The 25,317-nt window shown below is 54.7% G+C and carries 12 protein-coding genes; 7 read left to right on the top strand and 5 right to left on the bottom strand.

Going from position 1 to position 25,317, the window contains the following annotated elements:
- Positions 1 to 106 precede the first annotated feature (106 nt).
- On the bottom strand, positions 107 to 1,684 hold the full coding sequence (nhaB, locus tag ABIC79_RS01745) for a sodium/proton antiporter NhaB (RefSeq protein ID WP_013575334.1): 1,578 nt from the start codon (positions 1,682 to 1,684) through the stop codon (positions 107 to 109).
- 244 nt (positions 1,685 to 1,928) lie between these two features.
- On the opposite strand from nhaB, the gene fadR reads away from it, so the two are divergent.
- The gene (fadR, locus tag ABIC79_RS01740) at positions 1,929 to 2,651 is read left to right on the top strand and encodes a fatty acid metabolism transcriptional regulator FadR (RefSeq protein WP_013575335.1); all 723 of its coding nucleotides are present in this window, start codon (positions 1,929 to 1,931) and stop codon (positions 2,649 to 2,651) included.
- 121 nt (positions 2,652 to 2,772) lie between these two features.
- Here the strand turns inward: fadR and ABIC79_RS01735 are convergent, their stop codons facing one another.
- Both ABIC79_RS01735 and ABIC79_RS01730 read right to left on the bottom strand, forming a co-directional pair.
- Positions 2,773 to 4,308, bottom strand: a complete 1,536-nt coding sequence (locus ABIC79_RS01735) for a SpoVR family protein (RefSeq protein ID WP_013575336.1) — start codon at positions 4,306 to 4,308, stop codon at positions 2,773 to 2,775.
- Positions 4,309 to 4,562: 254 nt separating this feature from the next.
- Positions 4,563 to 5,393 (bottom strand): alpha/beta fold hydrolase, encoded by an 831-nt coding sequence (locus ABIC79_RS01730; protein WP_013575337.1) that lies wholly within the window; start codon positions 5,391 to 5,393, stop codon positions 4,563 to 4,565.
- 240 nt (positions 5,394 to 5,633) lie between these two features.
- Here ABIC79_RS01730 and ydfZ point away from each other — a divergent pair, with 240 nt between their 5' ends.
- From ydfZ to dadX, 3 genes are all read left to right on the top strand, one after another.
- Positions 5,634 to 5,852, top strand: coding sequence for a putative selenium delivery protein YdfZ (gene ydfZ, locus ABIC79_RS01725; protein WP_013575338.1), 219 nt, complete (start codon positions 5,634 to 5,636; stop codon positions 5,850 to 5,852).
- A 480-nt stretch (positions 5,853 to 6,332) separates the two neighbouring features.
- Positions 6,333 to 7,634: a D-amino acid dehydrogenase gene (locus ABIC79_RS01720; RefSeq protein WP_112151907.1), complete on the top strand. Its 1,302-nt coding sequence runs from the start codon at positions 6,333 to 6,335 to the stop codon at positions 7,632 to 7,634.
- A gap of 72 nt (positions 7,635 to 7,706) precedes the next feature.
- Positions 7,707 to 8,780, top strand: a complete 1,074-nt coding sequence (gene dadX, locus ABIC79_RS01715; protein ID WP_112198670.1) for a catabolic alanine racemase DadX — start codon at positions 7,707 to 7,709, stop codon at positions 8,778 to 8,780.
- A gap of 8 nt (positions 8,781 to 8,788) precedes the next feature.
- Here dadX and ABIC79_RS01710 read toward each other — a convergent pair whose 3' ends face one another.
- Positions 8,789 to 9,985 carry a multidrug effflux MFS transporter gene (locus ABIC79_RS01710; protein WP_037034912.1) on the bottom strand — a complete coding sequence of 399 codons (1,197 nt, stop codon included), beginning with the start codon at positions 9,983 to 9,985 and terminating at the stop codon, positions 8,789 to 8,791.
- A gap of 150 nt (positions 9,986 to 10,135) precedes the next feature.
- Positions 10,136 to 10,966, bottom strand: coding sequence for an NAD(+) synthase (gene nadE / locus ABIC79_RS01705; RefSeq protein ID WP_354566493.1), 831 nt, complete (start codon positions 10,964 to 10,966; stop codon positions 10,136 to 10,138).
- Between the two features lie 467 nt (positions 10,967 to 11,433).
- Here nadE and ABIC79_RS01700 point away from each other — a divergent pair, with 467 nt between their 5' ends.
- The 3 genes from ABIC79_RS01700 (at position 11,434) to ABIC79_RS01690 (ending at position 25,310) form a co-directional block, all read left to right on the top strand.
- Positions 11,434 to 12,198: a DUF481 domain-containing protein gene (locus ABIC79_RS01700; RefSeq protein ID WP_013575345.1), complete on the top strand. Its 765-nt coding sequence runs from the start codon at positions 11,434 to 11,436 to the stop codon at positions 12,196 to 12,198.
- A gap of 509 nt (positions 12,199 to 12,707) precedes the next feature.
- Positions 12,708 to 14,330, top strand: a complete 1,623-nt coding sequence (locus tag ABIC79_RS01695; protein WP_354566492.1) for a ShlB/FhaC/HecB family hemolysin secretion/activation protein — start codon at positions 12,708 to 12,710, stop codon at positions 14,328 to 14,330.
- Positions 14,331 to 14,366: 36 nt separating this feature from the next.
- Positions 14,367 to 25,310 (top strand): hemagglutinin repeat-containing protein, encoded by a 10,944-nt coding sequence (locus ABIC79_RS01690; protein ID WP_354566491.1) that lies wholly within the window; start codon positions 14,367 to 14,369, stop codon positions 25,308 to 25,310.
- Positions 25,311 to 25,317: the final 7 nt, after the last annotated feature.

Raw genomic sequence — 25,317 nt, 5'->3', positions numbered from 1 at the left:
CAATATTCGGTAAATAATTAATATAAATCGGACAATTCGACTTTAAATTCTGTAATTTCCTGAGTGAAGGTGCTTACAGGAGATTACTGACTCAATCTTTCCTTCATCAATGCACCGGCATGATCTCAGTTACCGGGGGCAAACTCAGCCATCCCATGTCGCTGTACCACTGGGTCATATCGGGCAACAGATACTGAACACACAACAGGCCGACGAGTGTCATGACCACAGTGTACGGCAATGCCATCCAGACCATCCTTCCGTAAGAAAGCCGGATCAGCGGTGCAAGGGCAGAAGTCAGCAGGAACAGGAAGGCTGCCTGACCATTGGGTGTCGCCACTGAAGGCAGGTTGGTGCCGGTATTAATGGCCACGGCCAGCATCTCAAATTGTTTCAGATCGATAATGCCATTTTCCAGCGCCGATTTGGCTTCATTGATGTAGACCGTACCGACGAAAACGTTATCTGAAACCGATGAGAGCAAACCGTTGAACAGGTAAAAGAGTGAAAGCTGATTGGACGGTGCAGCCTGAAGCACAAAATGAATGATCGGGCTGAACAGATGCTGTTCGACGATCACGGCAACAATGGCAAAAAATACCGTCAGCAGGGCAGTGAACGGCAGTGAATCCTGGAATGCCTTGCCGATGGCATGTTCATCCGTCACACCACATAACGCGGTTGCAAAGATAATCACCGTCAGGCCGATCAGGCCAACCTCAGCGAGATGGAATGCCAGCGCAACAATCAGCCACACACCAATCACCGCCTGCACAGCCAGTTTTATACGCTCCTGCTTCGTGTTGTTCTCGCTGTTCTTTTGATCAAACTTTTTAAGCACTTCATACACCGGATGTGGCAGTTGCGCACCATAACCAAACCAGCGGAAGCGTTCTACCAGCGCACATACAATAAATCCGCAGAAAAAGACCGGCACGCTGACCGGCGACATGCGGATCAGAAAATCGATGAATTGCCAGCCTGCGCTTTTCGCGATGATCAGGTTTTGCGGTTCGCCGACCATCGTCATCACGCCACCCAGCGCGGTACCGACACCGGCGTGCATCATCAGGCTGCGTAAAAATGCGCGGAATTGTTCAAGCACAGCCTGATGCTGCTGATTGCCGGTAAAAGAGCTGTCGTCATTGACCTCAGTATTTTCATTCTGATTTGAAGCAACGTTGTGATAAATGGAATAAAAGCCCACTGAAACGCTGATCACCACGGCAATAACGGTCAGTGCGTCCAGGAATGCGGAAAGAAAGGCGGCAGCAAAACAAAACGCCAGTGAAAGGGCAATTTTATTGCGCAGATTCAACAACAATTTGGTGAACACGGTTAACAGCAACTGCTTCATGAAATAGATGCCAGCGACCATGAAAATCAGCAGCAAGATGACTTCCAGATTAGCAGACACTTCTTCGCGGATCCGTCCTGCGCTGGTCATGCCGATCATGACGGCTTCGATGGCGAGCAATCCACCCGGCTGAAGCGGGTAGCATTTAAGCGCCATACCTAATGTGAAAATGAACTCAATCACCAGCAACCAGCCCGCGATAAAGGGACTGATGAGGAAGAAAATCAGCGGGTTAACAATCAGAAAAACCAGAATTGCTATTTTGTACCAGTTTGGTGACTGGCCAAGAAAATTCTTTATGAATGCGCGGCTGTAGGTTGTTTCCATATTGCCCAAAGGTCCTTTATATATATTTTATTAATGTTTCAAAAAGATAGGTAAGTTTAATCGTCTGACTGGATTTTTCAATAATAAAGGGCGATGCAATAAATCCATGAAAAATGTGAAATTCTGTCAGCCCACCCACAGTTTCAACATTACTTCCGTCGGGACGCTATAACAGGGCATTTTCATCTGGTATGATGAGATGAACTATATCCCTAATAAAAGCCCCACACGGAACGACAAACACATGGTTATTAAGGCACAAAGTCCTGCCGGTTTTGCCGAAGAGTATATCATCGAAAGTATCTGGAATAGCCGCTTCCCTCCGGGTTCAATTTTGCCTGCTGAAAGAGAGCTTTCAGAACTCATTGGTGTAACCCGAACCACATTGCGTGAAGTGTTACAGCGGCTTGCCCGCGATGGATGGTTAACCATTCAGCACGGTAAACCGACGAAAGTGAATAATTTCTGGGAAACATCCGGCCTGAATATTCTTGAAACGCTGGCGCGTCTGGATCATGACAGCGTACCGCAGCTGATTGATAATTTGCTGTCTGTGCGTACCAACATCGCGACGATCTTTATCCGCAAGGCGATGCGTACCAACCCGGAAGAAACCCAACAGGTTCTCGCGAAAGCGACTCAGGTTGAAGATCATGCCGAAGCCTTTACGGCGCTCGATTACGGCATTTTCCGTGGTCTGGCATTCGCCTCTGGCAACCCGATTTATGGTTTGATCATCAACGGACTGCGCGGTCTTTATACGCGCGTCGGACGCTATTACTTCTCCAATCCTGAAGCGCGCAAACTGGCGATCACTTTCTATAAAAAGTTGTCTGATATCTGCCACGAGAAAAGCTATGAGCAGATTGTGGATTGTGTGCGTAATTATGGCCGTCAGAGCGGTGAAATCTGGCACAGCATGCAGGGTGCTATGCCGGGTGACCTGGCCGAACAAAAACATCGTTAATTCCCTATATCCTTCAAACAGTCTCATCGTTGGCTGCCTCGATATAATTTGAAGGATTGAGGGAGCCAGTAATAACAAAAGGGCGCTTAGCGCCCTTTTTTAATGCCTGAAAATGGAAATTTTACAGCGGTGTCGGACGTGGCGGGCAACGTTCGAGTAACTCGACGCTGCCGTCTTCATTGAGTTGCTCGATAAAGACATCGAAGCCCCACAGGCGGTGGACGTGTTTCATCACTTCACGGCGGCTTTTATCAAGCGGTGCCCGGTCCTGCGGAATGTAGCGTAATGTCAGCGAGCGGTCTCCGCGCAAATCCACATTCCAGACCTGAATATTCGGTTCGTGATTACTCAGATTATACTGCGCCGACAACTCCTGACGAATTGCACGGTAGCCTTCCTCATTGTGGATCGCGGCGATTTCCAGATAATTATTGTGATCGTCATCGAGCACCGTAAACAGACGGAAATCACGCATCACTTTCGGTGACAGGAACTGGCTGATGAAGCTCTCGTCTTTAAAGTCACGCATCGCAAAATGCAGCGTGTCGAGCCAGTCTGAACCGGCGATATCCGGGAACCAGTAACGGTCTTCCTCCGTCGGCTCCTGACAGATACGCTTGATATCCTGCATCATCGCGAAACCCAGAGCATACGGGTTGATACCACTGTAATACGGGCTGTTATAAGGCGGCTGATACACCACATTCGTGTGACTGTGCAGGAACTCCAGGATGAAACGGTCGGAGACTTTTCCTTCGTCATACAGATGATTCAGGATGGTGTAATGCCAGAATGTCGCCCAGCCTTCGTTCATGACCTGAGTTTGTTTCTGCGGATAAAAATACTGGCTGATTTTACGCACAATGCGCAAAATTTCTCTCTGCCAGGATTCCAGCAGAGGTGCATTTTTTTCCATAAAATACAACAGGTTTTCCTGCGGTTCCGGCGGGAAACGTCGCGCCTGTTCTGGTGCGTCTACACTGTCTTTGCGTGGCAGCGTTTTCCACAGAGAATTCACCTGACTTTGCAGGTATTCCTCACGGCTTTTTTGCCGCGCCAGTTCTTCCTGCAGGGAGATTTTTTGCGGACGTTTATAGCGGTCAACGCCGTAATTCATCAGCGCGTGACAGGAATCCAGCAACCGTTCAACTTCATCGACACCATAGCGTTCCTCGCATTCACTGATATAACGCTTGGCGAACAGCAGGTAATCGACGATGGAACTGGCATCGGTCCAGCTTCTGAACAGATAGTTATTTTTGAAGAAAGAGTTATGCCCGTAGCAGGCATGGGCCATCACCAGCGCCTGCATGGTGATCGTATTTTCTTCCATCAGATAAGCGATACACGGGTTGGAGTTAATGACGATTTCGTACGCCAGACCTTGTTGTCCGTGCTTATACAGCTGTTCGGTTTCGATGAATTTCTTCCCGAACGACCAGTGAGTGTAATTGATCGGCATGCCAATGCTGGAATAGGCATCCATCATTTGTTCGGAAGTGATGATCTCGATTTGATGCGGATAAGTTTCAAGCCGGTAGGACTTCGCCACCCGGTCAATCTCTTCGAGATAGGTTTGCAATAACTCAAACGTCCAGTCCGGTCCATCGCTAAGACGTTTGTCCTCAGTTTTTTGCTTTTGGGTCACTGTCGTCATAAGCCGCACCCTCATTCAGTTATGGACGCTACAGAGTGTTTGATTCACAACCTTTTCTTAAGATTTCGCACGTCCATTGATAATCGTAGCTCAATCTGAGTGTGTCGTTAGATAAACACCATGAATCCATTCCTCAACAAATCTATATCCTTAAGGCCGGAGACTGTCAATCGGCGGGCAATAAAGAGCCCAAAGCCGCGTACAGTCTGGCTTTGGGCGAACAATATCAGGAGACAGGCGCAAACAGCGGGGGATTAACTGCGGATAAATTCTAACAAATCCTGATTTATCTGATTCTTGTGTGTGCTGCACAGACCATGAGATGCGCCCGCATAAACCTTACCTTTGCCATTTGGCAACAACTTAAGCGCAGCTTCGCTGGAGGAAGCGGGTGGCACAATCTGGTCATCATCACCGTAAATCACCAGCGTCGGGATCGTCATCTTCTTCAGGTCTTCGCGCTGATCGGTTTCAGAAAACGCTTTAACACAATCATAAAGTGCTTTTATTGAACCCTGCATACCCTGGAGCCAGAAACTTTGGCGTAAACCTTCTGACACCTCAGCACCGGGGCGGTTGAAACCATAAAATGCGTCGGGTAAGTCCAGGAAAAATTGGGAACGATCTTTCGTCACACCGCCACGGATACCATCGAAAACAGAAAGAGGTAATCCTCCGGGATTGAAATCCGTTTTGATCATAATCGGTGGCACTGCACCAATTAACACCGCTTTTGCCACCCGTGAGGTGCCGTGCCTGCCAATATAACGGGCAACTTCGCCGCCGCCGGTAGAGTGCCCGACGTGTATCGCGTCTTTGAGATCCAGATAAGCCGTCAGTTCGGCCATGTCATCTCCGTACTGGTCCATATTATTGCCTTCCCATGACTGAGAAGAACGCCCGTGTCCGCGGCGGTCGTGGGCAATAACGCGATAACCATGTTCTGCCAGAAACAGCATCTGATCTTCAAAAGCATCCGACGACAGGGGCCAGCCGTGACTAAAAACCACCGGCTGTCCGCTGCCCCAATCCTTATAAAAAAGTTGTGTACCATCTTTAAGCTTCAGAAAGTTTGAGTTATTCACAATCGACTCCTTATTGCTGAAAATTGCTGAAATGAACGGTGCAAAACAGAAACCGATTGAAGTGTAGGTCAGTAATTGCGTCGTTGCGATATGAGTCACATTTTTAAAATGGCAACGTGGCGGGACAGGGTATGAAATTTAACCTGATACTTAGCAGGGTTTATATATTGAAACTTAATTTTTACGGGTATAGCATTAACCCGCTATTGTTTGTTATTGATGCTTTAGGAGGTCAAGAAAATGGTAAATACCTTTACTTATGATAGATATAGAAATCGTATCGGCCAGGGCGTTCGTGTAATGGATGCCGAAACGGGCGTTACCGGCAAAATTACCGCGTTCAGGGTGAAATCGAGTTCACCGGAAGAAATTCGCCGCGAAAGTTGTGTGCAACTGGAAGGGCAGACGGGCCTGTTTAAACCTGTCTCTCTGATGAGACTGGAAACGACGTCTGCCTGATTTTTTCTGTTACGCCGGTAAATTCCCGCAATATAAGGCCACTATGAATAGTGGCCTTAATGTTTTACGCAGCCACTTCGGCTTTGCCTCGTTTTATAAATCCCCGTTCAACCTGAACGTCAATTCTCCGCGCAGCGTGAGGGAATATCACATGCCTGTTTTTTTGTGGTGTTTTATTCCGACAATTGGCTTGTATACAAGAATAAAAACCTGCAGCAAAACTGCCCCTGATGCGTCGGGAGTCTTGTGACATCAATGCAATCAATGCTGTCATTACGCCATAAATTTCTTGTCGCATGGCCGGAATGTTGCGGAATATCGTTATTTATTTCTGGCTATTGAAATAAATGCTGTCATGAACGATAAATAAATGTGAAAGACCTCACGGTTGTGAGTGCCTGTGTTGGTGATTTTTCTCAGTCAGGTTAATTTCCTGTCATCAGAATATTATGCTTTGTTTTGTCGTGGAGTGGAGTCGATATGCGTGTGGTGATTTTAGGCAGTGGTGTGGTCGGTGTCGCCAGTGCATGGTATCTGGCTAAAGCGGGTCATCAGGTGACGGTTATTGACCGCCAGTCCGGCCCGGCAGAAGAAACCAGTGCGGGTAATGCAGGACAGATCTCACCGGGCTATGCTGCGCCGTGGGCGGCTCCGGGGGTTCCGGTCAAAGCCGTCAAATGGATGTTCCAGAAGCACGCGCCTCTGGCGATTCGCCTCGACGGAACACAGTTCCAGCTTAAATGGATGTGGCAAATGCTGCGTAACTGCAACATGGACCACTATCAAACCAACAAAAGCCGCATGGTGCGTCTGGCGGAATACAGCCGTGACTGCATGAAAGCGTTACGCGAAGATACCGGCATTCAGTACGAGGGACGGCAGGGTGGCACGTTGCAGCTTTTCCGCACCGCGCAGCAGTTTGAAAGCGCAGCCAAAGATATTGCGGTGCTGGAAGACGCCGGTGTGCCGTATCAGTTGCTCGAATCCAGCCAGCTGGCGACTGCAGAACCGGCGCTGGCTCAGGTTGCGCACAAACTGACCGGCGGCCTGCGTTTACCCAATGATGAAACCGGCGACTGCCAGATGTTTACCCGCAAGCTGGCAGACATGGCGCGTCAGGCGGGAGTTATCTTCGAATTTAACCGCACGGTGGATAAGCTGCATATTGAAAATGGCGAAATCACTGGCGTGCAGTGTGGCAATGAGATCGTCAAGGCGGATGCATACGTGGTGGCATTCGGATCGTATTCCACCGCGTTGCTGCGTGATCTGGTCTCCATTCCGGTTTATCCGCTGAAAGGCTATTCCCTGACGATTCCGATTACTGATCCGGCTTCTGCGCCGGTGTCTACCGTACTGGATGAAACCTATAAAATTGCTATCACCCGTTTTGATGACCGCATCCGCGTCGGCGGTATGGCGGAGATTGTCGGCTTCAACCTGAAGCTGGCGCAGGCGCGCCGCGAAACGCTGGAGATGGTGGTCAAAGATCTCTATCCGAACGGCGGCAACGTCGAACAGGCCACGTTCTGGACGGGGTTGCGTCCGATGACGCCGGATGGCACGCCGATTGTCGGGCGTACGCGCATTAAGAATTTGTATCTCAATACCGGCCACGGCACGCTGGGCTGGACGATGGCCTGCGGCTCCGGGCAGTTGCTCTCGGACATTATGTCCGGCGTGACGCCTGCGATCCCATCCGATGATCTCTCGGTTGAGCGTTACAGCCCGGATTTCATTGCCCGTCCGGCTGGCCCGCACAAAATGCATCCGGTAGGCTGAACCTGCTGTAATCCGATCCCATGCGGGGTTTGATACCGCATGGTTTTTACTTTGCTTATTGCCGGAGCTGGTATGCCTCGCCCGATTTCAGCCACATTGTCTCAGTCTGCGTTAACTCAAAACCTGAACATCATTCGCGGTTTTGCCGCCAACAGTAAAGTCTGGACGGTGGTGAAAGCCAACGGCTACGGCCACGGTATATCCCGTATCTGGCGCAGTTTATCCGCCACTGACGGTTTCGCTTTACTCGATTTCAATGAGGCGATTTTACTGCGTGAGTCCGGCTGGCAGGGACCGATATTACTGCTTGAAGGTTTTTTTACCGCAGAGGATCTGGCTATTGTTGATCAATATCGCCTGACCACGGCCGTACACAGCGAATGGCAGATAAAAGCCCTTGCGCAGGCCAGCATCAGCCTGCCGGTCAGTATCTACCTGAAAGTAAACAGTGGCATGAACCGCCTGGGTTTTGCGCCTGAGCGCGCCGGTGCTGTCTGGCAGCAGTTACGCGAGCTGAAGCAGGTGGGGGAAATCACGCTGATGAGCCATTTCGCCACCGCTGACAGTGTGGAAGGTGTCGATGCGCAGATGAGTGTGATTAACCTCGCCGGGCAAAACATTCGCGGCCCGCGATGTCTGGCCAATTCCGCTGCGACGCTGTGGCATCCGCATACACATCATGACTGGATCCGTCCGGGAATTATTATCTATGGCGCGTCGCCAAGCGGTGAGTGGAAAGATATTGCGCATACCGGTCTGCAACCGGTAATGACGCTTAAAAGTGAGCTGATTGCCGTACAGGAACTTAACGCCGGTGCGCGCGTGGGTTACGGCGGGCGTTACAGTGTAACTCGTCCTCAGCGTATCGGCGTGGTGGCCTGTGGCTATGCGGACGGATATCCGCGCCATGCGCCTTCCGGTACACCGGTTTGGGTAGACGGCGTGCGAACGACGACGACGGGCACGGTTTCAATGGATATGCTGGCTGTGGATTTAACGCCATGCCCGCAGGCGCAGATGGGTGCGCCGGTTGAGTTGTGGGGGAATAATTTACCGGTGGATGACGTGGCAACAGCGGCCGGTACGCTGGGTTACGAACTGCTGAGTGCGCTGGCACCCCGCGTACCGGTGTCGACAATCGGTTAAAAAACGTATTACTGTCCCAGGCGGGTCAGCTGGCCCGTCGATTTTTTGCTGGCGCGTCGAGCCAGCATCGCCAGACATCCTCCTGCCAGCATCACCAGCGACAGACTCAGCTTAGGCTGCAACGGTAATGCCATCGCGATAAAACCAAGTAGTGCACCGCCCGCCATTTGCACCGAACCTGCCAGTGCCGAAGCCACGCCTGCTTCACCGGAGAACGGTTCCAGCGCATAACTGGTGGCCGGGCCCATCAGGAAAGCCAGACCGGCACAGGCGCTGGCGACTGGCACCATATACAGCCAGGTTGCTGTTTGTTCCGCAGGCGGAACCAGCGTGATCCCAGCGATTAGCCCGAGACAGCCAATAAACATCAGGATGCCGCCTGTTTTCAGACATACCGGACGGCCCACTTTGCGGATAATCCGGTTGGCGATAAAGCTCATCCCCATGATCCAGAATCCGTTTGCGCCGAATACCAGTGAAAACTGCAGTGGCGTCAGCCCGGCAGTGTTCATCAAAACGGTCGGCGCCAGCGAGACATAGGTCAGCGCCATACCCATTGCACCTGCATTCACCAGAGCAAAAGTAATGAAGCGCGCATTGAATAAAATGCGGGCGTACTGACGGAATGGCAGGCCGGTGTTGGTCTGCGTATCAGCAGGGCGAGTCTCAGGCAGTTTGAATATAACCAGCAGTAAGACAGCCAGTGTATAACCGGTTAATGCCCAGAACGGCGCACGCCAGCCATAATATTGCGCGATCAGGCCGCCGATCAGCGGTGCCAGTGCCGGAATGATATTCAGCGTGCCATTGAGGAAACCATACGCACGGGCGGCATCGTTGCCACTCATCCGGTCGCGTACGCCGCTGAAAATCACCACGGAAGTGCAGCACACTGCCAGTCCCTGAATGACGCGGGATAATAAAAACATCCACGGTGTTACGGAGGTCGCGGCAACTATCGCCCCTGCCAGATACACCATGACGCCGATAATGGCGATCGGGCGACGACCAAATTTATCCACCAGCGGACCGGCCACCAGTTGTCCCAGCCCCATCACCAGAATAAATAATGAAATCGAGGACTGAATGACCGCCTCGGTGCTCTGTAAACCGAGCGCGATGGCGGGAATGGCGGGCAGGTACAAATCAATACCTAAAGGGCCAAGCAGCACCATGCTCAGCAGCAGGAAAAGGAATTTTTGCATTGAAAACATCACTGTCAGTCATCCGAAAGGAGGCTAAGGGTAATGATTTCGTTAATGAATGGAAAGAAGCTTGTGATAATCAGACCGGCGGGCGCTGTGAATAAAAACGGACACCCGCAGGTGTCCGTGATCTAAGCGGTGACGAAAGACTTATTTTTTCTTCCAGAAATCATCAAACACCGTGATCGGCGGCTGACGTTTATGTTCAGTGCGCAGGTACCAGCCCTCAATGATGGTGGCATATTTATCGTCGATTTTCTTGCCTTCCAGATAGTCGTCGATCAGTTCGTAAGTTACGCCGAGTGCGGCTTCATCTGGCAAGGCAGGGCGGTTATCTTCAAGGTCAGCGGTCGGGGCTTTCGTATAGAGATGTTCCGGGCAACCCAATTCTTTGAGCAGGGCTTTTCCCTGACGCTTGTTCAGACGGAAAATCGGGTTAATGTCCGTGCCGCCATCACCGTATTTAGTGAAGAAACCGGTCACGGCTTCGGCAGCATGATCAGTCCCGACCACCACGCCTTTTTTCATCCCGGCGATGCTGTACTGCGCTTTCATGCGCTCGCGGGCCTTTTCGTTGCCTTTAATGAAATCGCTCAGTTCAATACCGATTTCACGTAAGGTCGCTTCGCTTGCCAGGACGGCACTTTTGATATTAACGGTCAGAACCTGATCTGGCTGGATGAACGCAATGGCATCCTGGCAGTCCGATTCATCAGCTTGCACGCCATATGGCAAGCGCACCGCAATGAACTGGTAAGCGCTATCATTTGTTTGTGCGCGTAATTCGCTAATTGCTGTTTGGCAAAGTTTGCCGGTAAGAGTAGAATCTTGCCCGCCGCTGATACCCAGAACCAGTGTCTTGATGAACGGGTGGGCCAGCAGATAACTTTTGAGAAAATCGACGCTGACACGAACTTCCTGTGCGGCATCGATGTGGGGTTTGACGTGCAGAGCCTGAATAATCTCTTGTTGTAAAGCCATGACCACTCCTCCTGAAGGCTGCCTTCGAGGAACCCGAGGCAAAAATAAGACGTTATCAGGACAAAACTACCCCGCATCGCTCAAAAGGACAAGATTCAGCGACGAGTTAGGCGGAAATCTGTACGCTGCCGGCTCGCAATATTTCGAACCAAAGTGGCAGGAAGACGTAAAGTGTGGCGCGTAATGAACCATTTCCATTCCTCATTGAAATAAGAAATCAATGCAAGAAAGGGTAATGATTTTGTATGTTTCTATTGCCGGAAATATATGTCACTCGGAACTATCCAAAAAAGCCGCTTTATTAAGATATTCCGGGCTGAGTGCGTTATATTTGTTGCGGTAGAAATATTTGTATGCATATGCCATCGAAATGGAGTTGCCAGGCTTGATTAACGGATCCTAATTAATGGCATAAATCGTGTGGTTCCAGTCTCGTTATTTGCCTTAAGTCTTATTGGGGAAACAAAATGTTTTTTCGGGTTGTACGTCGTTTACCAGCTTGTGCCGTAGTCTGCGGTGCAGCGCTGTTCAGTATTTCAAGCCTTGCAGACACCACCATCTTCACCGCGTTAGATGATCCGGCTCAGGCGAAAAAGCCGTTCGAGGGCAATATTCAGGCGGGTTACAGTGCGCAAACCGGTAACACCAGCAACTCCACGCTGAATGCTGATACCACCATGACCTGGTTTGATACCAACACGGCTAACAGCCTGTGGGGTTCTGCGCGTAACACCTCTTCTTCCGGTGTGCGTTCATCCGAGAAGTATCAGGCCGGTGCCCGTACGCGTTATAACCTTGACAACGCGAACTATATTTTCGGTCAGGGGAGCTGGCTGAGCGACCGTTATAACGGTTACCGTTCGCGGACTGTGGGCGCTGTCGGTTATGGTCGTCAGATCTGGAGCGGCCCGGTTCATACGCTGAACCTGGAAGCAGGTCCTGGTGTTCGTCATGATGAATTCGAACAGGGCGGTAACACCACTCGTGCGCTGGCTTACGCTTCAGGCACTTACGGTTACCAGATCAGCGACACTGCGCGCTTCACGCAGGGTGTTTCTGTATTAGCGAACGACGAAACTACGCTGAACTCAGAAACCGCGCTGACCGTTGCGATCAACTCCCACTTCTCGTTGAAAGTGGCGTATGACGTAACCTATAACACCAAACCACCAGCCAGTGCGCCGGATAAAACCGACACCGTGACGTCTGTAAACCTGGTGTACGGTCTGTAATTTCCCCCGGGGAATTATGCAGAAAAGCCGGAGGAGAAATCCTCTGGCTTTTTTTATGGGTTATTTTTGCCAGCATCTTGCACTGAATTTTAAATAAGCGGATGGCTATTAAGCCTCCCGATTATATTCCCTGTATCCTGCTTGTAAGCCACAAGAAAATATCCCTGAAGGCCACAAACGGTGCTGGCAGGGGCAACAGAATGAATACCCCTATAAACCATGATTTCTTATGTTTCGCGCTATGCTTCTTGCAGAATTTTTTTATAAACTTAAAAAAAACCTAAAGTAAATCTTATCCCTGCCGATAGAAACCGAATGTTTAATCTTAAATCAATGCCATAGCCACTTCTGATGCTGTGTTTTTGAGGCGTACAGGCAAGCGGTTCTGGCCATAGAAAACACCGGATATGGAAATCATAAGCTTTCTTACACCATTAGCCCGCACTGTTTCGGCGTGCGCGTGTCTTTCCCTGCGGTGGCGAGTTTCCTGCCTGCTGGTACTTACCGGAATGTTTTCCCTCACCGCGCAGGCCGCGCCGCTCAGCCCCGCCGACCGCGACAGTATCGAACAGCAGCAGCGGCAACTTCTGCAGCAGAACCAGCAGCAGCGTCAGGAACTGGAGCGCAGCACGTCAGTCGCCCCCGCTCCGCAAACTCCCGTACACTCCGGCGGCCCGTGCTTCGATATTCACGACATTACCCTCAGCGGCGCAGACCATATGCCCGCGCGAATACAGCAAAAACTGACCCAACCCTATCTGCAACAGTGCCTCGGCATTGGCCAGATTAATGCCCTGGTGAAACAGGTCTCTGACTGGTATATCGGCCAGGGCTATATCACCAGCCGCGCGTTTCTCACCGAACAGGATTTATCTTCCGGCACGCTCAGCCTGACGGTGATGGAAGGCAAACTCGAAGCCATCAAAATGGAAAACCAGCGCGGCGCAATGCTGGCGATGGCGTTTCCGGGGCTGACCGGCAACATCCTTAATTTGCGTGATATCGAACAGGGGATGGAGCAGATTAACCGGCTGCGCAAAACGCCGGTGCAGATTGAAATCCAGCCCGGCAGCCAGCCGGGATACTCCATCGTCAACCTCACCTCAAAGCCTGAGTTTCCCCTGCAGGCCAGCGCCGGTTTTGATAACTCAGGGCAGAAAAGCACCGGCACCGGACAGGTCAGCGGCTCGCTGACCGGCAATAACCTGCTCGGGCTGGCGGATCAGTGGTTTGTCAGTGCGTCACGCAGCAGCGACGGCGCAAGCGACCACGACGCGAAAAGCGTGCAGGCGGGCGTTAATCTGCCTTACGGCTACTGGCTGTTCGATTACAACTACAGCTACAGCGACTACCTGAGCACCATTGAATCGCAGGGCTATCTGTGGCGCTCCACCGGCGACAGCCAGGCGCACCGCTTCACGCTTTCCCGCGTACTGTTTCGCAACGGCGACATGAAAACCGCCGCCAGCCTCGGGCTGACGCACCGCCTCAACCGAAATTATCTCAACGATGCCCCGCTGGAAAGCAGCACCCGCAGCCTGACCAGCTGGACCGCCGGTATCAATCACAGCCAGAAACTCTGGGGCGGATACGCCACGCTTAACCCGGCGTTCAGCCGTGGCGTGCCGTGGTTTGGCGGCGAAAACGATGAAGATAAAAATCCGGATGCCCCGCGTGCGGAGTTCTCTAAATGGACGCTGTCCACCAGCTATTACCGGCCTGTCACGCAACGCATTACCTGGCTGACCAGCGCCTACGGCCAGTGGGGCGATGACCGTCTTTACGGCAGCGAACGCCTGACGATTGGTGGCGAAAGCTCGGTGCGAGGTTTCAAAGAGCAATACCTCTCCGGCGACAACGGCGGCTACTGGCGTAATGAGCTGGACACTCAACTGTTCGCCATGCCGGGGCTCGGACAAATCAGCAGCGTAACGGCCCTCGACGGCGGCTACCTGCAACGCAGCAATCACGACACCAATGCGTCCGGCACCTTATGGGGCGGGGCGGTGGGTTTATCGAGCAGTAACGCACATTTCTCCAGCCAGTTTACCGTCGGCTGGCCGCTGAGCTATCCGGACTCACTGGCACCGGATCGCGTCACGGTCTACTACCGCATCGGTTTTGCACTTTAGCGTTGTACCTCTGCATAAGAGAGAAGGAATTCGGCGATGAAATCGATCACAGAGCAACCGGTCGCGTTATGGCGTAAAGCGCTGGCCTACGGGCTGATGGGCTGGCTGGTCTGGCAACCGGTGATGCCTGCATTTGCGGCGGGTATCACGGTAGCCGAAGGCAACACCCGCACCGATCAGGCGGGTAACGGCGTGCCGGTGGTGAACATCGCCACCCCGAATCAGGCCGGGATTTCGCATAATAAATACAACGATTTCAACGTCGGCCAGCAGGGCCTCATTCTCAACAACGCCACCGGCAAACTGACCCAGACTCAGCTGGGCGGGCTGATACAGAACAACCCCAATCTTACGGCAGGTCAGGAAGCGAAGGGCATCATTAACGAAGTGGTGTCGTCGAACCCTTCGCAGCTTAACGGCTACATGGAAGTCGCCGGTAAAGCCGCGAACGTCATGGTCGCCAACCCTTACGGCATCACCTGTAACGGCTGCGGCTTCCTCAACACCCCTAACGCCACGCTGACCACCGGCAGGCCGGTGCTGAATGCGGACGGCTCGCTGCAATCCCTCGACGTCACGCAGGGCGCGATCACCGTTGAAGGTCAGGGGCTGGATGCCCGCACGAGCGATTCTTTTTCACTGATTTCCCGCGCCGCGCAGATTAACGCCGGGCTGTACGCCAGAGACCTGAACGTCACCCTGGGTGCCAACCGTGTCGATGCGCAGGGCAATGCCACGCCGATATCCGGCGCAGGCGTACCGGCGGTGGCGATTGACACCGGCGCACTCGGCGGTATGTACGCCAACCGCATTCATCTGGTTTCCAGCGACAAGGGCGTCGGGGTCAACCTCGGCAACCTGAATGCCTCGGTCGGCGATATGCAGATTGATGCCAGCGGCAGGCTGACGCTAAGTAATGCGACTTCCACCGGCAAGCTGACGGCGAATGCGCAGGCTATCGCGCTTAACGGCACCCAGCAGTCGGGCGGCGATATGGCGCTCAACAGTCAGGGACAACTGGCCGTTCAGGGGAGTCAGGTGACCAGCGGCGGCAATATCACGCTGGCCGCTGACCAGCTCAATTCAGGTAATACCGCGCAGGTGTCTGCGGCAGGCAATATTCATGCTACCGCCGGTAATGACAGCCAGTGGCAGGGCAAGTTGACGGCGGGGAAAGATCTCCAACTGAACGCCGGGGATCTGACCAATAACGGGCTGATCGCCGCAAACGGAAACGCCCGTATCACCACGCAGCGGCTGACCAATACCGGCACGCTGCAGGCACAGGGGACGCAAGATCTTCAGGCGACAACGCTGGATAACAGCGGGGTGGTGCAGGCCAGCGGTGCCCTGACCCTCACCGCCGGAGAAACGCAGCTTGGCGGATTGCTGTCGAGTGACAATCAACTGACCGGGCGTTTCGGGCAACTTTCCACCCTCGCAGGGTCGCAAATTCAGTCCGGTACCGATGCGGATATCGGCGTGCAGGGCAGTGCGGTACTCGGCGGGAACGTCCGCGCCGGACAAAACCTGCAGCTCAGCAGCGGCTCATTGAGTTCGGCCAGCAGCGCTAAGCTTTACGCTGTCGGGAATGTGCAGGCGGAGGCGGGCAATAACGGTGTGTGGAATGGCAGCCTGACGGCGGGCGGTAATCTGGGCGTCAGTGCGGGCGACATGACCAACAATGGCACGCTGGCCGCCAGCGGCAACACGCAGCTCGCCACGCAAAAACTGACCAACGGCGGCCTGATCCAGGCGCAGGGTACACAGATCCTGAACGCCAGCGAACTGAACAACAGCGGCAAAATGCAGTCCGGCGGCGCGCAAAACATCACCGCCAATACCCTCAGCAATCAGGGGCTGATCGGTTCACAGCAGGGGCTGGGGTTGCAGGTTGCTGACCAGATGACCGTGGGTGAACAAGGCTCGCTGTTTGCCGGTGACCGGCTGAACATCGGCGGCGGTCAGATGATTGTCGACGGCACGCTGACCGGCAAAAATGGCCTGACGCTCAACAGTAATTCCCTGAACGCCGGGCAAAACTCGCTGATCACCAGCCTTGGCGATATTCAGTTTACTGCCGCGCAGCAGACGCTGGGCGGCCAGTTGTCGACCTCCGGCAACGTCGGCCTGAACGCTACGGATCTGTCCGTCGGGGCGCAGGGTTCCGTTCACAGCGATAAAGATTTATCCCTGACGGCAACCGGCAGCGCCACGGTGGCCGGTGCGCTCGACGGCAACACGCTGGAAGCCGGTGGCGGCACATTGCAGGTGACCGGCACCGGTTCACTGGCCTCCACGGGAGATATGCAGTTATCCGCCCGCCAGCAGCAGCTCGACGGTACCATCAGCGCGGGCAATAATCTTTCGATTAACGCTGACCGGCTTAATGCCGCACAGGGTGGTAAAACCTCGGCACAAAATGACGTGCAGGCCACGGTTGCCAGCGGCGGGCAGTGGTCCGGCAGCCTGATTGCCGGACGTGACCTGAACTTTACCGCACACGATTTCAGCAACGGCGGCACGCTGGCCGCCAACCGCAACGGGCAGTTCAGCTTCGGCACCCTGACCAGTAACGGCCTGCTGCAATCCCTCGGCACGCAGCAGCTTGACGGCGACACCTTCAATAACAACGGCACGGCGCAGTCCGGCGGTGACCAGACGCTGACCCTCAGTCAGTTCAACAATCAGGGGCTGACCGGCACCCGCGGCGACATCATACTGAACGCGCGGGACGGCGTGACCAACGGTGATGCGGCAACCTTACTGGCCGATGGTCAGCTGACGCTCAACACCGCCCAGGCAGATCTGGGCGGCACGCTGACCGGCACGCAGGGTGCAACACTTAACGCCACCGCGCTGACCACCCGCGCCGGATCGGTACAGTCCAGCCAGGGCGATGTGAACCTCAGTGCGGATACCGCGAACTTAAAGGGTTTTCTCTCCGCAGATGGTAACGCGGCGCTGACCACGCAACAGCTCACCACCGGCAACGGCTCGCAGACGCAGGGTAAAAACGCGCTGGGGATCAGTGCGTCTGAAAAAGCCGATCTGGCCGGGAAACTGGTGACACCGGGCACGCTGACAGTTCAGGCCGGTACGCTGACCAACGGCGCGGCGCTGGGTGCGGACAATGTGGATATCACGGCCAGCTCGCTGACCAACAGCGGTGCCATCACCGCCGACGACGGCCTGCATGTGAAAGCCGGTACGTTGCAGCAGCAAGGCAGCCTGTCTGCGCAGAACCAGATGACGCTGGAAGGCCAGACGCTGGTCAATCAGGGCAACGTGTCGGGCGGTAACGTCGGCGTGAATGTCACCGGCAGTCTGACCAATCAGGGCACCGGCGTGATATCGGCGGGTAATGGTCTGACCGTGACGGCACCGGTAGTGACCAACAGCGGCCAGCTTCTGGCACAAACCGTCGGCGTGAATGCCATGGGTATCAGCAACAACGGGCTGATGCAGGGCAACGGCGGCACCACGCTCACCGCCAGTACGTTAACCAACGGTACGCAGGGGCAGGTATTGTCCGGCGGCACGCTGGGTGTGCAGGCAGGCGATACCCAGAATCAGGGACGTTTACAGGGCAGCCAGCTTAATCTTACCGGTAACAGCCTGACCAACGGCGGCACGGCATTAGGCACGAATGGCCTGAACGCGCAGATGCAGGGGGATCTCGCCAACAGCGGCAGCCTGCTCTCTTCCGGTGATGTCACGGTGAACGCCGCCACGCTGGAAAACAGTGGCCAGTTGCTCAGCGATAAAACCGCCACGGTGACGGCTGACCACGTCAGCAACACAGGACAGATCCAGGGCGACACGCTCGCGCTTACGGCGAACAACGCGGACAACAGCGGCAACCTGATTGGCCTGAAGGGCCTGACGGCGCAGCTGCAGCAGGATTTAACCAACGCCACGTCCGGCAAGATGCTGACGCAGGGCGCACTCACCGTCACCGCCGCGCACGTCACCAACAACGGCAACTGGCAGGCCGACAGCGCCGATGTACACGCCGGTCAGTTAGATCTTAACGGCGCGATCCAGACCGCCTCGCGCGCCAACCTCAACCTGACCGGCGCGCTCAACACGCAGGCGCAGGGCAAAATCATCTCAACCGGTCTGGCTATTTTGCAGGCGGCGAACCTGAATAATCAGGGGAACTGGTCGGCGGATAACCTGACCCTTACCGGCGGTGTCCTGACCAGCAGCGGCGGTATCAGCGGTGTCAGCGCGCTTACGGCCACGTTCAGCGGGCAACTTCAGGTTCAGCAGGGCGGCACATTACTCAGTGGCGGCACCGCCACGCTGAACGCCGGGAATATTGCTAACAGCGGCACTCTTCAGGCCGGTAATCTGACGCTCACTACCAACAGCATTTCAAACGCCGGGCAGTTACAGGGCCAGCAAAGCCTGCAGGGCACGGTACAAAACGGCATCACCAATCTGAGCGGCGGCACCGTACGCAGTCAGGGGACGTTAGATTTGGGCGCACAATCGCTGCTCAATCAGGGTCAGCTGCAGGGCGACGGCGTCAGCCATCTGACCCTCACCGGTAATCTCAACAACCAGGGCACCTTACTGACCGGCGGCAGGCTGACAGTGTCTGCACCGGTGCTGACCAACAGCGGCACGCTGCAGGCACAGGGCCTCACCATGACCGGCGGCACGCTCAACAACAGCGGTACGCTGACCGGACAGGGCGACAGCGCACTGAACGTCACGCAGATGACCAATCAGGGCCAGCTTCAGGGCGACCGGCTGACGCTTACCGGTAACGAACTGCATAACACCGGCACCGTATTGGGCAGCCAGTCACTGGGGCTTAACGTTCAGAACGCCGACAACCAGGCGGGCGGCAGACTTTACAGCGCAGGCAACCTGACGCTGGTGACACCGGTGCTCAATCAGGCGGGCAGCCTGCTGGCGCTGGGGGATATGACGCTGCAACTCGGTTCGGGTTTTACCCAGACCGGCACGCTGGCAGCGGGGCAGAACCTCAACCTCAGCACGCAGGGCGACCTGAACGTGCTCGGCACCTTGCAGGGCAACGGTATCCAGCTCAGTTCCACGGGCAACTTTACCAACAGCGGTCAGTTGCGCGGTGGCGGCGGTACGGTGGGCGTGGACGCCAGCAACATCCAGCTCAACGGCAGCGGCAGCGTACAGTCCGGCGGGGATATCCGCCTGGCCAGCCGTGGCGTGCTTAACAACAGCGGCTTTGTCGGCGGGGCGGGCAACGTGGTGATGTCCGCAGCCGGGCCGCTTGCCAACAGCGCACTGCTGTACGCCGGTAACAACATGCAGTTGCTGGCCGACAGTATTCACAATAACTACGGCGATATTCTGGCAGGCAACAGCCTGTGGCTGCAGCGGGACGCGGCGGGCAACGCCAACAGTGAAGTGGTCAACACGTCGGGGGATATCGAAACCACCAACGGCGATATCACCATCAATACCGGCCATCTGCTGAATCAGCGGGACGGTTTGAGTGTGTCCGGTTCCTCTCAAACGCCGGTGGATGCGCCGTCATGGTTGGGGCAAAGCTCCGTGACCATGAGATTAGGGGATCTCAACGAAAGCGACCTCGGTTATTACACGGTATCGGTCAGAACTGGCGGAAGTATGGGACAAGGTAACGGTTCCGTTGATGACCATTTTTACCTTGCGCCGAAAGCGACGGCTGCAGAAAAGAAATATCTGGTCAGTACCTCAACCGTTAATGCTACCGCCTCAGGAGGCGCGGGGCGTATTGCTTCAAACCGCGATTTAAATATTGCAGCCAGTAATGTAGATAATATCGCCAGCAATATTTTGGCAGGGGGAAACATCACCCTGTCCGGCAGTTCTTTGAATAATCAGTCTTATGAGAATGGCGTCCAAAATGAATATCTGACCTATAAATATACGGGCGTTACAGCCACTGAGAGCTTCGATAAACTCCACGGCTTAGCTTACTTTGACCCTGACTGTGGCAACTGCTATTACGTTGATGCCGATACTAAAGTTACCTATCAGTTAGCGAACGGCGCAACTTACGAAACCCTCAGCACCGGCGAAGGCCTCCGCTCAGTTATTCAGGCCGGTGGGGCAGTTAACGCCAGTTTCAGCAATAACATCAGCAATACCACGACCTCCGCTAACGCAGGCGGTTTATCCCATGCGATAAGCGCCCCGTCTCTGAACGGCACGTCGGGCCTGCAACAGGTCAGCGGTTCGCAAAGTAAACAACTGGCATCCGCACAAAACCTGACCGTCGGCTCGGTACAGTGGAACAATTCCGTCACCGATGCGTTAAAGCAAATCGGCAATCAGGGCGCTGCACTGACGGATTACCCGCTGCCGACCGGCAATAACGGTTTGTTTGTGGCGAGTCAGGATCCTTCCAGCCCGTATCTGATCACCACCAACCCGCAACTTGGCGGGATCGGTAAAACCGATCCGTCACTGTTCAATGCGCTGAACGATTACCTTGCGCGACCGACGTCTGCGATATCTGCCGTGGGCAAACAGGCCACCCCGGGTGGTACCGGCCTGACCTCTGCGGCCTTTTCTGCAACGCCGGTGGCAGGTCAGGTTGTCCATCCTGCGGTTCAGCCTGGCACGCCGTCCAACCCGCGCATTGAAACGGCACCGGTCTATACCGACGAGAGCAAGTTCCTCGGCTCGGCCTACTTTATGGACCGGCTGAAGCTGACGCCGGACTATGACTACAAATTCCTCGGCGATGCCGCCTTCGATACCCGTTATGTCGATAACGCCGTGCTCAGTCAGACCGGACAGCGCTACGTCGGCGGCACAGGGTCAGACCTCGCGCAGATGCAGTATCTGATTGATAACGCCGCCGAACAGCAGGCCGGTCTGGGCCTGCAACTGGGCGTCAGCCTGTCGCCGGAACAGGTCGCGGCGCTGACCAAAAGCATCGTCTGGTGGGAAAAAACCACCGTCAACGGCCAGACGGTTCTGGCACCTAAACTCTATCTTTCTGCTAACGACACCCACGCGGTGACCGGCAGCGTGATTTCCGGGAACACCGTCAATCTCGACGCCGGGCATATCGTCAACGCGGGCAGTACCCTGCAGGCCCAGACGCAACTGGCGGCAAAAAGCAGCAGTTCGCTGGATAACCTTAACGCCGGGCTGATTGCTTCTAACGGCAGCCTGCAGCTGAGCGCGCTGGGCGATATCAATAATATCGGTTCTTCGATTAGCGGACAGACCGTGGCACTGGCCTCGGTCAGCGGCGACATCAATAACGTCACGCAGGCGCAGCAGTGGACGGCCGCGCCGACCACCAGCAAAAGCAAAACGTCTCAGCTGACCTTCAGCCAGACCCAGACCGGCGACGTGGCCGGTATCTCGGCCACTGACGGGCTTTCGCTTACCGCCGGTCACGACATCAACAACACCGGTGCCCGACTCACGGCGGGCAGTGACCTGCAACTGGTGGCGCTGAACGATATCAGCATCACTGGCAACGCGCTCAGCACCAGCAAAACCACGGCGAAAAGCAGTACACAGACCACCGACAGCCAGGCCAGCACGGTCAGCGCGGGCGGTAATTTATCGGCCAGCGCGGGACACGACCTGACCGTGGCGGGCAGCGCCGTCACCGCCAAAGGCGACGCCACGCTGGCGGCAGTCAACGACATCAATCTCAACACGATGGATCAGAGCAGCCATCAGACCAGCGGCAAAAATCAGGCTGACAGCAACAACGCCACCCGCACGGTGGTGAGCAGCGGCGGTGACCTGACGCTCAGCGCCGGGCGCGACCTTAACTCGCAGGCGGCGCAACTCACCGCCGATCTCAACGCCTCACTCAGCGCCGGTCGCGACGTCAACCTGAACGCGCATCAGACCAGCACCTACAGCGAAACCCACGGCAGTAAAAGCGTGAGTATCCGCGAGAATGTGGGGCAGGAAGGGACAGCGGTGGTCAGCGGCGTAAGCACCAGCATTGCCGCCGGGCGTGACATTACGACACAGGCCGCGCAAGTACAGGCCACCGGCGACCTGGCCCTGAACGCCGGGCGGGATGTGAATATCACCACCGCACAGGAAAGCCAGTACAGCTACGACGAAAAAACCAAAACCAAAAAACACCTGTTCTCCGGCACGACCACGCATACCGTTGCAGAGGACTATGCCACCACAGAGAAAGCCTCGCAGCTGAGTGGCGACAAGGTGTCAATTGTTGCCGGGCAAGACCTGACGGTGAAGGGCTCGTCCGTGGTGGGTGACGGGGATGTGACGCTGAAAGCGGGGAAAAATGTCAATATCCTTGCAGCCACCGATACCAGTTCCAGCTACCGCCTGAGCGAGACTAAAAAAAGCGGGCTGATGGGCACGGGAGGTTTTGGTGTAACCATCGGCAGCGCACAATCGCGACATCAGCTCAATGAAGAGGGTACCACTCAGAGTCAGAGTGTCAGCACTATTGGTTCAACCGGCGGTAACGCAAATATTATCGCGGGTGAAAAAGCACATATCAGCGGCGCGGATGTGATTGCCGATAAAAACCTGAACGTTGTCGCGGGCGAAATTGTGGTTGACCCCGGTAACGATCTGTTGAGACGTAAAGAGAGTTACGAACAGAAAAAGAGCGGTCTGACATTGTCAGTGTCCAGCCCGGTGACCGATGCCATTCTTGCAGCGAACAGCACACTCAAACGAAGTGGGGAGGTCAGCGACGAACGGCTGAAAACGCTGTATGCCGTGCAGGCGGCAGATAACGCATGGATAGCTGTCGCGGGTGCCTCTTCCATGGCGACTGATGTAGCCCAGGGCAATCTGAACGCCGTGAAGGTGGAACTCAGCGTAGGTTCGAGTAAAAGCTCATCTGAATCCAGTTCTACACAAAATCAGGTACGCGGCAGCACCCTCAGCGCAGGCGGAAATACCACGCTGGTGGCTACGGGTAACAAAGGTACCAGCGGTGATCTTCATATCAGCGGCAGCGGTGTGACAGGCAATAATGTCACTCTTGTGGCGCAGAATGATCTGCTGCTGGATGCCGCATCGAACAACACCGAGCAAACCAGTAAGAATAACAGCAGCGGCTGGAATGTCGGTGTGCATATATCGCTGGGTCAGGAGACGGGAATTGGCGTGTCGGCCAGCGGTTACCAGTCAAAAGGAACGGCTGACGGTAAGAGTACCGAATATGTTAATACGCGGGTCAACGCCAGTGATGGGCTTAGCCTGAGCAGCGGACGGGATACGGTTATTTCCGGTGCGCAGGTGTTGGGTGAAAAAATCACTGCTGAGGTGGGTCGCGACCTGACGATAACCAGCCTGCAGGATACTGACGAGTACCACAGCCAGCAGAAAAGCGTGAGTGGCGGCGCCAGTTTCACTTTCGGGTCAATGACCGGTTCAGCCTCACTGAGTATTAATAAGAGCAAAACCGACAGCGACTACGCAAGCGTTGGTGAGCAAAGCGGGTTGTTTGCCGGGGATAAAGGGTTCGATATTACGGTAGGCAACCATACCCAACTGGGTGGTGCAGTCATAGCGAGCACTGCAACAGCCGATAAGAACCTGCTTGATACCGGTTCGTTGGGTTGGAGCGATATCAATAACGAAGCGCAGTACAGTGCCAGTAGCCAGGGGCTTGCCGGTGGCTTTTCATCGGAAAAAAATAATAAAGGCGAGCGGGTTAACGGCGGCGGCGTTGTCCCTGTTATTGGTGTTAAGAGCAGCGGTGACGCTTCAGGTACAACGCAATCGGCCATTGCTGCGGGCAGTATCGTCATCCGAGACAGTGAGAAGCAGACGCAGGATATTGCAGGGCTAAGCCGCGATACCGACAACGCCAATGGTCATATCGATAAGATTTTCGATGAGAAGAAAATTGCCGAGCAACAGGAACTGGCGGCGTTGTTCGGGCAGATGGCGAACTCAGCTGCCGGTGATCTTGGTGAGGCGATGGGCTGGGGACCGAATAGCCCCGAAAAAGCCGCGATCCACGGTGTGATAGGTGCAATCCAGGCGAGTTTCGGCGGCGGCAATGCGCTGGCCGGCGGGTTGGCCGGGATGAGCAGCGAAGCGTTTAGTCAGATGGTCGATACTTATCTGAGTAACAACACACAACTGGACCGCAATGAAAGAGGGGCTATCACCCAGTGGGCCGCCACGTTAAGTGGTAGTGCAATTGGCGGAATTATTGGCGGAACGACCGGTGCACAGTCCGGTGCAGCCGTCTCACTGGATGCTGAACGCTATAACCGCCAGTTACACCCGGATGAACGAGCTGAAATCAAAAAGCTGGCAGGCGGAGACGAAGAGAAAGAGCAGCGACTGTTAGCTGAAGCCTGTCGCCGGGTAGATTGCGCGGCTGAGTTTGCGCTGGGTTCAGAGCAACGGGCCTATTATGAAGCGCTGGTAAAAAATCAGGCCGCGACGCCAGAAGAGCGTAAAGCGCTGGACAGCTACTGGGTTACACAATTTAAAGAAAGTTACGGTAACTATCCGGGTTATGCAGGGACGGAAGACAAGCAACTGTTCCAGTACGGCGAAGCGGATAAGCTCAACGACAGCCAGCAGTTTGTACGTAATCAGTATGTGGTTGAACTGAGTAATAAGCTGGGTGTTGAGGTTGAGACAGCGCGTCAAATGACCGAAGGGATGTCGCTGGCTATGCTGGTTGTGGCGGCGAAGAACGGGAAGAGTTTACCGGGTAGGGGGGCTAATAGTTCCGTTAGTGGCCTGAATCTGAATAAGTCGCTGGCAAGTGAGGCTCAGTTGGCTGAGCTATCCAGAAGTGGAGGGACTTCAGTGGCTGGTCATGGATCTGGTGCCGTGCTGAAAGACTCTGCCCGTTTAGTTGCAGAATATGGTGGAAAAACAGCCGACTGGAGTAAAGTTAGTAGTCAAAGCTACAAAGCTGTTGATGGTACTGTTTTCGAAATCCATGCTTACCGTAATGCGGCTACAGGCCAAGTTGTTGAGCCAAAAACGATAGCGATAAAAAAATAGTGGGACG

It is taken from the genome of Rahnella sp. 2050 (assembly GCF_040544515.1).
Lineage (GTDB): Bacteria > Pseudomonadota > Gammaproteobacteria > Enterobacterales > Enterobacteriaceae > Rahnella > Rahnella aceris.
This window is presented reverse-complemented; position numbering and strand designations above follow the sequence as displayed.